General features: G+C 46.9%; 10 protein-coding genes. 8 read left to right on the top strand and 2 right to left on the bottom strand.

Translation table 11 applies throughout. From position 1 onward, the window contains the following. Nucleotides 1-53 precede the first annotated feature (53 nt). Nucleotides 54-3,533, top strand: coding sequence for a TonB-dependent receptor (locus tag VK958_RS08385; RefSeq protein WP_325240651.1), 3,480 nt, complete (start codon nucleotides 54-56; stop codon nucleotides 3,531-3,533). A gap of 132 nt (nucleotides 3,534-3,665) precedes the next feature. Here the strand turns inward: VK958_RS08385 and VK958_RS08380 are convergent, their stop codons facing one another. Further along, nucleotides 3,666-4,124, bottom strand: a complete 459-nt coding sequence (locus VK958_RS08380; protein ID WP_325240649.1) for a fasciclin domain-containing protein — start codon at nucleotides 4,122-4,124, stop codon at nucleotides 3,666-3,668. A gap of 314 nt (nucleotides 4,125-4,438) precedes the next feature. Between VK958_RS08380 and apbC the strand changes: the two genes are divergently transcribed. Further along, nucleotides 4,439-5,527 (top strand): iron-sulfur cluster carrier protein ApbC, encoded by a 1,089-nt coding sequence (gene apbC / locus VK958_RS08375; RefSeq protein WP_325240647.1) that lies wholly within the window; start codon nucleotides 4,439-4,441, stop codon nucleotides 5,525-5,527. A 9-nt stretch (nucleotides 5,528-5,536) separates the two neighbouring features. Then, a complete protein-coding gene (locus VK958_RS08370) occupies nucleotides 5,537-6,091 on the top strand; it encodes a DUF1003 domain-containing protein (RefSeq protein WP_325240645.1) in 555 nt (184 codons plus the stop codon). Nucleotides 6,092-6,166: 75 nt separating this feature from the next. On the opposite strand, the gene pgl is transcribed toward VK958_RS08370, so the two are convergent. Further along, nucleotides 6,167-6,853 carry a 6-phosphogluconolactonase gene (gene pgl / locus VK958_RS08365; protein ID WP_325240643.1) on the bottom strand — a complete coding sequence of 229 codons (687 nt, stop codon included), beginning with the start codon at nucleotides 6,851-6,853 and terminating at the stop codon, nucleotides 6,167-6,169. Between the two features lie 231 nt (nucleotides 6,854-7,084). Between pgl and gnd the strand changes: the two genes are divergently transcribed. The 5 genes from gnd to VK958_RS08340 all read left to right on the top strand — a co-directional run. After that, nucleotides 7,085-7,993, top strand: coding sequence for a phosphogluconate dehydrogenase (NAD(+)-dependent, decarboxylating) (gene gnd, locus VK958_RS08360; protein ID WP_325240641.1), 909 nt, complete (start codon nucleotides 7,085-7,087; stop codon nucleotides 7,991-7,993). 112 nt (nucleotides 7,994-8,105) lie between these two features. Further along, nucleotides 8,106-9,581, top strand: a complete 1,476-nt coding sequence (gene zwf / locus VK958_RS08355; RefSeq protein WP_325240639.1) for a glucose-6-phosphate dehydrogenase — start codon at nucleotides 8,106-8,108, stop codon at nucleotides 9,579-9,581. 182 nt (nucleotides 9,582-9,763) lie between these two features. Continuing rightward, nucleotides 9,764-10,333 carry a dCTP deaminase gene (gene dcd, locus VK958_RS08350; protein ID WP_325240637.1) on the top strand — a complete coding sequence of 190 codons (570 nt, stop codon included), beginning with the start codon at nucleotides 9,764-9,766 and terminating at the stop codon, nucleotides 10,331-10,333. Nucleotides 10,334-10,416: 83 nt separating this feature from the next. Further along, complete coding sequence (locus tag VK958_RS08345; protein ID WP_325240635.1) at nucleotides 10,417-10,716, top strand: GIY-YIG nuclease family protein; 300 nt, start codon at nucleotides 10,417-10,419, stop codon at nucleotides 10,714-10,716. A gap of 11 nt (nucleotides 10,717-10,727) precedes the next feature. Continuing rightward, the coding region (locus tag VK958_RS08340) for an arginine/lysine/ornithine decarboxylase (protein ID WP_325240633.1) at nucleotides 10,728-12,934 on the top strand (2,207 nt) is incomplete at its 3' end.

The raw sequence follows: 12,934 nt of genomic DNA, 5'->3' as shown, positions 1-12,934 counted from the left end.
CCGCCCTCCTCGTCATTAGTCTGTTAAGGGGACTTTTTGAGGTGGGTTGCAACATGTTTAAAACTAAAAAAATCAATCGTATCAGCAAACAATCGGCACTACTGTTTTGTGCGATTTATCACATCGGTGTGGCAGAAGCCGAGCCGTTAAAAACGGACATTCCCGCCAATATCAACATTCCATCACAGCCACTAAGCACCGCACTCAAGCAATTCGCCACCCAAACCGGCAAAAACATCATCTTCGATAAAACACTGGTCAACGGCAAAACCGCGCCGCCAGTCAAAGGCAACTATGGCGAAATGGATGCGCTAAAAAGAGTGCTTGAAGATTCCGGCCTTGAAGCAGTGCAAGAAGAAGGCACAATCGTCGTTCGCACCGCACGCCCGGTAGTACAAAAGAAAGCTGAAAATCTTGAACTGGATAAAGTTGAAGTTCGTGCGAAACGCTTTTACGAGATTGGGCCACTTCCTGGTTTAGGTTTAACCAAAGAGCAAATTCCTGGAAATGTGCAAACTCTCTCTGCTCAAGATATTAAAGAAGCTCACGCTTTAAGCTTAACCGATTTGATGAATTCTAAACTTCAGTCGGTCAATGTCAATGACTATCAGGGCAATCCATTTCAAATGGACGTTCAGTATCGAGGTTTTACAGCAGGTCCGCAGATAGGTACACCCCAAGGACTTTCAGCTTTTATTGACGGCATTCGCATCAATGAACCGTTTGGTGACGTTGTGAACTGGGACATGATCCCATTAAATGCTCTTGCCAGTTTCGATGTATTCCCTGGTTCAAATCCAATTTTTGGCTTGGGTACCCTGGGCGGGGCATTATCAATGAAAACCAAGGATGGTTTTAATCATTCCGGGTTCAATGCGGATGTATTAACCGGTTCTTTTGCGCGCAAACAACTCCAGGTTGATGGTGGCTGGAACAATGGAACAGTTGGTTTGTTTGCTGCTGGTAATTTCTTTTTAGAAGATGGTTGGCGAGAAAACTCACCTAGCAGAGTGAATCAACTTTTTACCAAAGCAAGTTATCGAGGCGAAAAGTTAGATCTTAATTTAGGTGTTTTGAATGTTTGGAATGACTTGGTCGGGAATGGCATGGTTCCTACAGAAATGTATGCGCAAGATAGAAATGGGGTTTACACGTCGCCCGACACTACCAAGAATAAATTACTGCAATTTCAACTCTCAGGTAGCTATTTTGTAAATGATACTTTTTCGGTATCTGGTCAAGCCTATCGCAGAAAAAGTAATCGTAATCAATTTGGTGCAGACGTATACACTCAATATGGCGCTCAGACTGTAAAAAGAAATTTACGCCCTGGGGAACAGTTCACATGTTTGTTTGATAGCACTAATAGCTATGGGTTGCCTGATTATTATGTGCTGGATATGACGACTGATATTAATGACCCATTCGCCAATCAGGATTTCATAGATTTTATTTCGGGCACGCCCCCTGCCGGCTCTTTCAATAGAGAGATACCCGATGAAGCAGCAACTTTTCTGGCAGGTGCGCAAGCAAACTTTAATGGGCCTTTCAAAAATACTAGAGAAAAATTAATTTTCACTGCTCAAAATGGCAGCGGACCTCAATTGGGCAATGGGCCCGTAGAAACATGGAGTAATGGTGAGCCGTCTTGGGCTTACGAGACTTCTGTGCTGCAGCAGCTCCGTTCATTAGTTGGTGATCCCGTTACTCAAGCTTTTAATGGCTTGCAGAACTTCTACTATTACACCCCCGATGGTGTCAAACATATGGTCGTGCCAGTACTTCCTAACAATGCGGCCGATTGTGCAGCGTATAAATTGGGACCAGATGGAACAGACAACACGGGGTTAGATCCATTAGAAGTGCCTTATGGTAATGGCGAACCCACTTATGTAGATGGCGCTGCCCAAGCCGGAGGGCAAGCGCCGGGTGTGATTGAAGGCACTCCAACATCGGTCCTCACAAACACTCAAATTGACCAAGTCACTGATGGTGCTTCAGTTCAATTAAATTGGAATTTTGAGAAGCATAAGCTCATGGTAGGGGCGTCAATTGATGCGCCTTCTGCGGACTATACAAGTAGTCAAATGCTAGGTCTATTAGACTCCAATCGAAAAGCTTATTTGGCTCCTAATGAAATTCGTGACCAGTATGCATTGGCTGATCAGCCAATTAGTAATAATAATTTCAAGGGAAGTCAAGTAACCAAGAGCTTGTATTTCAGTGAGACCTGGAGTCCGATAGAAACATTACACTTTACCGGTTCAGCGCGTTATAACACCACAAAAGGGCAGAACAAAATAGCGTCTCGTACATTTGGCTTTACTGTTTTTGATCTCTCGGACTTTGAGGCTTTCCCGGATGAATATGGTGTTTGTATTAATGGTAATTGTCCAACTGCTGGCTACATTGTTCCGGATGCATCCAATGTCTTGAATACTCCCGAAAAAGAAAAATTTTCTTATCAATCGCTAAATCCTTCCTTAGGCGTTAGTTGGCAAGCGAAGGAGAGTCTGAATATTTACGGCAATCTTTCACAAGGGACTCGCGTACCATCTGTGATTGAGTTGGGGTGCGCGTTTGACCCCACCCCGGTACCTATCGGCTCAGGTAAGTTTCTAGCACGAAGCTTGGCACAAAACCGATCCTGTTCTTTACCAACGACACTTTCTGGTGATCCCTATCTGCCACAAATTAAATCGACCTCTATGGACATCGGTTTGCGAGGTCGTTGGGGAGAGAATGTCGAATGGAACCTAGGCGCTTATCGTACGGACTTGCGAGATGACATCTATTTAGTTACTTACCCAGGCAATCGGAGCTTCTTCAATACGATTGGTGATACTCGCCGGGAAGGGATAGAAGCAGGTATTACTGCTTCTATTGATAAGTGGAAGTTGCGCTTTAACTATGCGCTGACATCAGCGACCTTTGAAAACTCTTTCAAGATGGCTGCTAATGACAATAGTAGTTCTGTCGAAACCGTGACTGGTAACAATGATTTTGGCCGAGAAATTCAAGTGAATCCTGGAGACCGTATGCCTGGTGTTCCACTTCATAATTTAAATGCTACTGTGAGTTATGCAGTGACGCCTAAATGGCAAGTTGGGTTTACCGCAGTTGCGCATTCCATGGCTTATGTGCGCGGCAACGAAAATAACAAACATCAGACAGGCGTCACTCTGGTGGATAGCTATGAAGAGCCTGCAACGGGTACTGTCATACCGGTTAGCCGCGCACCTACTACTTCTCCTGGTTTTATTCCCGGTTACATGACCTTTAATTTTCAGACCAGTTACAAACTTAACTCAGAGTGGACGCTAGGACTTCGCGTCAACAACATTTTTGACAAAGAGTATTTTTCGGCAGGGCGTTTAGGTAGAAATCCGTTCTCACCTTCGATATATGGTGCTATTGGACCTGATGGTTATAACCATAACTCCAGTGATTGGCAGACCACAAACTTTATTGCGCCCGGTGCGCCAAGAGGAGCGTGGGTGAGCTTGACGTATCAGTTTGATCCGAATAAATAGTAGTTTGTAAGTAACAAGAAATAATGATGATGATGATGATGATTTGAGTTACTTTTAAATCAATTAACAATATACAAATAATTCTTCTTAGCAAAAGCCTAAAAAGACTTTTGCTCATTTGTACAACGATTATTAGCTTTTCGGAATCAATACCGCACTAATGGTATGAATTACGCCATTATCAGCATTGATTTCATTGCCTGTCACTTTCACGTTATTCACTTTCACACCATCAGTGACTGAGAGCTGTAGATCAGCGCCTTCCAACGACTTTATTTTACCGGCGCTCACATCGGCCTGGGTGATTTTGCCGGGGTAGATATGGTAGGAAAGCACTTTTTTGAGTTGGTCGCTATTCGCCATCAGTGCATTTAGCTTGGCTTTGGGCAATTTGGCAAAAGCGGCATCATCTGGGGCAAACACGGTGATGGGGCCGCCGCCATTCAGTGTGGTTTCCAGGCCGGCGGTTTTGACCGCTTTTAAAAAGGTTTTGAAGCTGCCATCTTGCTCTGCGGTTTGCAGCAAGGTATCTGCACTGGCGATGTTAGAAAAACTCAGGGTTAAAAGAGTGAGTACGAGTATTTTTTTCATGATGGTCTTCCTGATAAATGTTAAGCGCTGATTTCGTTCTGAAAATCCTTGTCACCAACATGCTTACACTATCAATCGCACCTTACGGTTAACTTACCGCCTTGTAGCAAAAGCTTACATGTAGCTTACCTGATCAAATTTAGTGGATGCACGCATCATGAGATTCCATCGTTAACTCATAAATAAGTTTAGATATAGGCCAGAAGCTCACCACACAGTACTTTTAGAACCCCCAGACTCTGCATGACGAACCTTGCCCGATGCGGTAGAATTCCTGATTCAATTAGTCAGGCATTTCCTCAGGAATCCCCAGCATGGCCATCAGCGAATTATTGATTCAAAGCACCTTGAAACTGTGCATAGACCCGAATACCGGCAAGGACTTTATCACCGGCAAATCTATCAAAAATATCCAGATTAACGATAAAGATGTCAGCCTGGATGTGGTGTTAGGCTACCCGGCACAAACCCAGTTTGACGTGATTCGCCAGCAAGTGGCGGATGCACTGAGAAGTCTTGACGGCATAGGCAAAATCACGGTCAATGTGGGTTCACGCATCGTCGCGCATAGCGTGCAACGTGGCGTGAACCTGTTGCCAAATGTGAAAAATGTGATTGCCGTGGCCTCAGGCAAAGGCGGCGTGGGGAAATCCACTACTTCGGTAAATTTAGCGCTGGCTTTGGCGGCTGAAGGCGCGACTGTAGGCTTGCTGGATGCCGATATCTACGGCCCCAGCCAGCCACAGATGCTGGGTATCAGTGGCCGCCCGGATAGTGCTGATGGTAAAAGTATAGAGCCTATGCGTGCGCATGGCATCCAGGCCATGAGTATCGGTTTTCTGGTGGATACGGATACGCCTATGGTGTGGCGTGGCCCTATGGTGACGGGTGCGCTGGAGCAGTTATTGCGTGATACCCGCTGGCAAGATTTAGACTATCTGGTGATTGATTTACCACCAGGCACCGGCGATATCCAACTGACCCTGGCTCAGAAAATCCCTGTCACTGGTGCCATTATCGTGACTACACCACAGGACATTGCCCTGCTCGATGCGCGCAAAGGCCTCAAAATGTTTGAGAAAGTCGGCATTCCTATTCTGGGTATTGTCGAAAACATGAGTACGCACATTTGTACCAACTGCGGTCATGAAGAACATATTTTTGGTGCTGGTGGTGGCGAAGTGATGGCTAAAGATTACAACATTGATTTACTCGGCAGCTTGCCGCTGGATATCAATATCCGCATACAAGCGGATAGCGGCCAACCGACAGTAGTAGCGGCACCTGACAGCGCGATTACAAAAACCTATAAAGAGATCGCCCGTAAAGCTGCCAGCAAAATTGCGATTGCCGCTCTGGATCACAGCGCCAAATTCCCCAATATTGTGATTCAGAAAACCTAGAAAGACACAATGACATCCCGTGAGCATCATATTGCAGAAGACCTGATTGGCGCGCAGTACGAGGCCATGGATGCACATACGCAAAGAGTGGCGAAACAACTTACCAAACGCGGCCACATTTCACGCCACCCAGACCAAAAAAAGAACGGGCAATCCGATTTCGGGCAACGCGCTGCGGATGCCGTTGCGCGTTTTGGCGGGTCGTGGACATTTATTTTTGCGTTTCTTTTTGTGCTGGTCGCATGGGTCATATTGAATTCCGTCATCTTGTTGCGCTACGACAGCGCGTTTGATCCCTTCCCTTATATCCTGCTCAATCTGTTTTTATCCATGCTGGCTTCGATTCAGGCACCGATCATATTGATGTCGCAGAATCGTGAAGCCGAGATCGACCGTGGACAGGCGGAGCATGATTACGAAGTGAACCTGAAAGCAGAATTAGAGATTCTGCTGCTGCATGAAAAAATAGATAACTTGCGTAACCAGCAATGGCAGGAAATGATGGCTCTGCAGCAACAGCAGATCAGCTTGCTGGAAAAATTACTGGCCGATAAGTCCAAGTAATCAAATCTTTTTTAAAGGATCAAGACATAAAAAAAGCGCCTGAAGGCGCTTTCTTGTCTGATTTTTCAGTCTGGTCTATTTCAGTTCAACACCAAAAGTGTAAACATCCACACCATTCGGGGATTGAATCAGCGTCGCTGGAATGGCAACACCATTACGCCAGTTATTGACCGCTTCCTGTTTGCCTGAACCTGTGACCAGGAACATCACTTCGTGTGTATTATTCAGACGGTCCTGGCTTATGGTAATCCGGTCGGCAGGTGGTTTCGGCGAGTTGTAAACTGGTACGACGTCAGCAGTATTATCGACCAACTGGCCTGGGAACAAGCTTGCAGTATGGCCATCTTCGCCCAGGCCAAGAATGACCAGGTCAAACGTGCGCACACCTTTTAATGTCTGTGCATAAGCCTTGGCACCTTCGATATTGCCTAATTCAGCCGGAATATCATGGATCTGGTTTTGTGGAATCGCCACGTGGTTCAACCAGGCTTCACGCGCCATTTTGCTGTTGCGCTCGGGATGATCCACTGGCAGGCACCGGTCATCGTTATGATAAACATGCCATTTTGACCAGTCTGCATCGGCTTTTGCCAGTAATTGATAGACAGCTTTGGGCGTACTGCCTCCAGCTAACACAACCAGGAAATTACCATGTTTTGCAATGGCTTCATCAGCAGCTTTTAAAATGCGCTGTAAAGCTGCCTGGTTAATTTCATCTTGTGATTGAAAAGTGTGCCAACGTGTTTGAGAGTTCAAAGACATATAAAACCTGTAAGAAAACGATACAAAACAACTTTAAGACATTCACAAAAACACTTTGTGACATTTTTGTTAAATAACAAAATGCAGCCTTTCAGTCGCTGGCTGCATTTGTTATAATTATAACCGACTCGACATGATAATTCTGCAAAATTATCAAATAACCCGCTCGGGTTCATGCCATCCAAAAGATGGGTGTTTCAATAACTGTCCTTACACCATAGGAAAATCCTGATGAAATTAGCAATGATTGGCTTGGGCAAAATGGGCGGCAATATGGCTGCACGTTTGCTTCGTCACAAAATCAACGTGGTTGGTTTTGACTTTAATACCGAATTCGTAAACAAATTAGTAAAAGACGAAGGCCTTGAAGCAGCAACCTCAGTTGCTGATGCAGTGAGTAAACTGGAAGGCCAAAAAATCGTCTGGTTGATGTTACCAGCAGGTGAAATCACCGAAAACCAAATCAAAGACCTGATTCCACTGCTGAACAAAGGTGACATCATTGTTGATGGCGGCAATTCAAACTACAAACATAGCCAACGCCGTGGTGCGTTACTGGCTGAACATGGTATCGGATTTGTCGACTGTGGTACTTCTGGCGGCATCTGGGGCCTGGACAATGGCTACTGCCTGATGTACGGCGGTGAAAAAGAATATGCTGACGTATTGGCACCATATGCACAAGCTCTGACCCACGCAGACCGTGGTTGGGCGCACGTCGGTCCAGTCGGTTCCGGCCACTTCACCAAAATGATCCATAACGGTATCGAATACGGCATGATGCAAGCATTTGCTGAAGGCCTGGACCTGATCAAAGGTAAAGAAGATTTCCACCTGGACCTGGCTCAGATCACTGAGTTGTGGCGCCATGGTTCCGTAGTGCGTAGCTGGTTGCTTGACCTGACTGCTGAAGCATTGAAAGGTGACCAGAACCTGGAAACCATCGCTCCATACGTGGCTGACTCCGGTGAAGGCCGCTGGACAGTGGTTGAAGCGGTTGAGCAAGGCGTTGCAGCTCCAGTACTGACAGTGGCATTGCAAGCACGTTTCCGCAGCCAGGACTCAAAAGGTTACAGCTACAAACTGCTATCCCTGATGCGTAATGCATTCGGTGGCCATGCAGTGAAATCATCTAAATAACAAATCAGCCTCTCTTGATGAGAGGCTTTTGCTTATTATTTAGAGCCGATATGTTTTGAATATGGGAAAGGCTTGCCCTTTCCCGTTTACATTTTTATCTTTAAGGTTAGAAATGACGAATAAAATTGATCCATGCACACTGGTGCTGTTTGGCGCTAGTGGCAACCTGGCCCGCGTAAAACTCTATCCTGGCTTATTCAGGCTGGACTCACTGGGCCGCTTGCCAGCAGAACTGAAAATTGTTGGCGTTGGCCGCCAAGTGGTTGACCTCGAAGCCTGGCGTGCAGACATCAAAAGCATGCTGGATGCCAAATTTAAAAAAGGTTACGACCAGGCCGTGTTTGAGCGTTTTATTGCGCGTAACTTTTACCATGCCAATCCGCCAACCGACCCAGATGCATTCAGCAAGCTGAAAGCAACGCTGAGCGATGAATCGGTATTCCCGCAAAACCTGGCTTATTTCCTGTCAGTACGTCCGGTTGACTTTGCCCCGGTGGTGGAGTCCCTGGCTAACGTTGGCCTGACACAAGAAGACAAATACTGGCGCCGTGTGGTGATCGAGAAACCATTTGGTACCGATCTGCCATCTGCGAAAGAACTGCAAGCTGCGATTACCAAGCACCTGAAAGAAAGCCAGATCTACCGTATCGATCATTACCTGGGCAAATCTGCACTGCAAAATATCTTGCTGCAACGCTTTACCAATACTGTGCTCGAGCCGATCTGGAACAACCAGTATGTGGACCACGTACAAATCACCAATACCGAAATGCTAGGTGTAGGCGACCGTACCCAGTTCTATGACAGCACTGGCGCTCTGCGTGACATGCTGCAAAGCCATATTTTGCAGACACTGGCACTGACAGCAATGGAACAGCCGAAAGACCTATCCCCTGAAGGTGTTCGTGACGCAAAAATCAAATTGCTTGAGCAGATCCGCCCTATTCCGGTGAACGAACTGGAAAAACACGCATTCCGTGCGCAGTACGCTGCCGGTGAGATCAATGGCGAAAAAGTACCGGGTTACCTGGAAGAGTTGGGTAACAAAGACAGCGTGGTAGAAACGTATGCCGCCCTGAAATTGTTTATCGACAATCCTCGCTGGAAAGGGGTGCCTTTCTACATCCGCACAGCGAAACGCCTGCACGAAGCTGATACACGCATTTCTATCCGCTTCAAAAAAGCACCTTTGCAGATCAATGACCAGGACCAGAACTGGCTGATCATTGGTATCCAGCCACGTGAGTGTATCAAGCTGGAAATCCAGTCCAAGATTCCTGGCCTGGATATACAGACGCGTACCATCCAGCTGGATGCTGCCAATCGCTGGGATAGTGATGACTCCGTAGATGCATACGAAGCTTTGTTACTGAACCTGATGCAAGGTGACAACTCCAACTACCTGCATATTTCTGAAGCTGAGGCGCAATGGCGCCTGGTAGACCCGGTCGTGAAAGCCTGGGCTGAAGACAAAAAGCCGGTATACCAATATCCTGCCGGCAGCCGTGATCCGGAAGCTTCTAAAGTGATCTTTGAAGGTGAAGATCAATTCTGGCGTTATAGCATTGAATTGGGTGGCGACAAATAAGCACTAGCAGTAGAAATACCGCTGGCTGAAATAATCGCCATAAATTCATAAAAAAATTGCAAAACTGACAACATTTGTTGTTATTATTTGCACTCACTAAAAGCGGAGTTTAAACTCCGCTTTTTTCTCTTTATTGCAGGCACACAAGTGCCAACAAGTACACGTAAAGACTGGATAAGGCAATGAGCATTAAGTCGGACAAATGGATACGTAGAATGGCTGAACAGCACGGCATGATTGAGCCGTTTTCTCCCAACCTGATACGTGAAGAGAATGGCCAGAAAATTGTTTCTTATGGCACTTCTTCATATGGTTACGATATCCGTTGCGCTGATGAATTCCGTGTCTTCACCAATATCAACAGTACAATCGTCGACCCGAAACAATTCGATCCGCAATCGTTTGTAGAAGTATCCGGCAAAGGTTATTGCGTCATTCCGCCTAACTCATTTGCGCTAGCCCGCACAGTTGAATTTTTCCGCATCCCGCGTTCGGTGTTAACCATCTGCCTGGGTAAATCCACTTATGCCCGTTGCGGCATCATTGTGAACGTCACACCATTTGAACCAGAGTGGGAAGGCTATGTCACACTGGAGTTCAGCAACACAACGCCTCTGCCCGCCAAGATTTATGCCGGAGAAGGTTGTGCCCAAGTGCTGTTCTTTGAGTCTGATGAAATCTGTGAGACCAGCTACAAAGACCGCGGTGGTAAATATCAGGGCCAGGTCGGCGTGACGCTTCCAAAAATTTAAATTTCCGTCATTCTGGCGCAGGCCAGAATCCAGGCCTGATAAAAACTGCCCATCACATTGATATGCAACCATCTGCTTATATCATGAGTAATCGACGTAATGGGACATTGTATATCGGCGTTACATCGAACCTCATACAGCGGGTTTGGCAACATAAAAATGGTGCGACTGAAGGCTTTACCAAGAAATATGGTTTACACATGCTTGTTTGGTATGAACTGCACGCCACTATGGAGTCCGCGATTACCCGTGAAAAAGCACTTAAATTTTGGAAGCGTATCGCTAAATTACGCATTATTGAACAGATGAATCCAGATTGGCTGGATCTATATCCTGAAATTACTGGTCTGGATTCTGGCCTACGCCAGAATGACAGCCATTAAAAAGGTTGACTATGAAATTTAGATTTCCCGTCGTCATTATTGACGAAGACTTCCGCTCCGAAAACTCTTCAGGGCTAGGCATCCGTGTATTGGCGAAAGCCATAGAAGAAGAAGGTACTGAAGTATTGGGTGTGACCAGTTATGGTGACCTGACCTCATTCGCACAACAGCAAAGCCGTGCATCTGCGTTTATTCTCTCTATTGACGATGAAGAAATCGTCGAAGAAAAGCCGGAAGCGATCGAGCAACTGCGTAACTTTGTGCAGGAAATCCGTTATCGCAATGAAGAAATACCGATTTTCCTGCACGGTGAGACACGCACCAGCCGCCATATTCCGAACGATGTATTGCGCGAATTGCACGGTTTTATTCACATGAATGAAGATACGCCGGAATTCGTGGCGCGCCTGATTATCCGCGAAGCAAAAGCTTACCTGGATAGCCTGCCGCCGCCATTCTTTAAAGCGCTGACGCATTATGCAGCGGATGGCTCCTATTCCTGGCACTGCCCCGGTCACTCCGGTGGTGTGGCCTTCCTGAAGTCGCCGGTTGGACAGATGTTTCACCAGTTCTTTGGCGAAAACATGTTACGTGCTGATGTGTGTAACGCAGTCGATGAATTAGGCCAGTTACTGGACCATACCGGCCCGGTGGCGGCGTCCGAGCGGAATGCTGCCCGTATTTATAATTGTGATCACTTGTACTTTGTCACCAACGGCACGTCCACTTCCAACAAAATCGTCTGGAACTCTACCGTTGCACCAGGCGACATCGTTGTAGTTGACCGTAACTGCCATAAGTCTGTGCTGCACTCGATCATCATGACCGGCGCAATCCCGGTATTCCTGATGCCGACACGCAATCACTTTGGTATTATCGGCCCGATTCCAAAGAGCGAGTTTGCCTGGGAAAACATCCAGAAAAAAATTGCACGCAACCCGTTTGCCTCCGACAAAAATGCCAAACCACGCGTGCTGACCATTACACAATCAACCTACGATGGCGTGTTATATAACGTCGAAGAAATCAAGGAAATGCTGGATGGCAAGATCGATACCCTGCATTTTGACGAAGCTTGGCTACCCCACGCAACTTTCCATGATTTTTACGGTGATTACCACGCGATTGGCGCTGACCGCCCGCGTTGTAAAGAGTCTATGGTGTTCTCTACCCAATCTACCCACAAACTGCTGGCTGGTTTGAGCCAGGCCTCGCAGATTCTGGTGCAGGATGCGCAGGACAACCACCTGGATAGAGACTTATTCAACGAAGCCTACCTGATGCACACCTCCACCAGCCCGCAATATTCGATTATTGCCAGTTGTGACGTCGCTGCTGCCATGATGGAGGCGCCAGGAGGGACTGCCCTGGTGGAAGAATCGCTGAAAGAAGCGCTGGATTTCCGCCGCGCAATGCGTAAGGTTGACGAAGAATGGGGTACCGACTGGTGGTTTAAAGTCTGGGGACCAACAGACTTGTCTGAAGATGGCCTGGAAGAACGCGATGCCTGGATGCTGAAAGCCAATGAGCGCTGGCACGGTTTCGGCAACCTGGCCGAAGGCTTTAATATGCTGGACCCGATTAAAGCCACTATCATTACGCCTGGCCTGGATGTAGATGGCGATTTTTCTGAAGTATTTGGTATCCCTGCTGCGATTGTCACCAAATACCTGGCGGAACACGGCGTGATTGTAGAAAAAACCGGCCTCTATTCGTTCTTTATCATGTTCACCATCGGCATCACCAAAGGCCGCTGGAACACCATGGTCGCTGCCTTGCAGCAGTTTAAAGATGACTACGACAAGAATCAGCCGCTGTGGAAAGTATTACCGGAATTCGTACAGAAACATCCGCGGTATGAACGCATAGGCTTGAAAGATTTGTCTACACAAATCCATGAGGTCTACAAAGCCAATGACGTCGCGCGCCTGACGACCGAAATGTATTTGTCTGACATGGTGCCAGCCATGAAGCCAACCGATGCTTTCTCAAAAATGGCGCATCGCGAAATCGAGCGCGTCGCGATTGATGATTTGGAAGAACGTGTCACCGCCGTATTGTTGACGCCCTACCCGCCTGGCATTCCATTGCTGATTCCCGGAGAGCGTTTTAACAAGGTCATTGTGAATTACCTGAAGTTTGCACGTGAGTTTAATGAGAAATTCCCGGGCTTTGAAACGGATAACCATGGGCTGGTTAAACAATTGGTGAATGGTAA

This window comes from Methylophilus sp. (assembly GCF_035460085.1).
Lineage (GTDB): Bacteria > Pseudomonadota > Gammaproteobacteria > Burkholderiales > Methylophilaceae > Methylophilus.
Note: the sequence above shows the minus strand (reverse complement) of the source record. Positions and strands in the feature narration are given on the sequence as shown.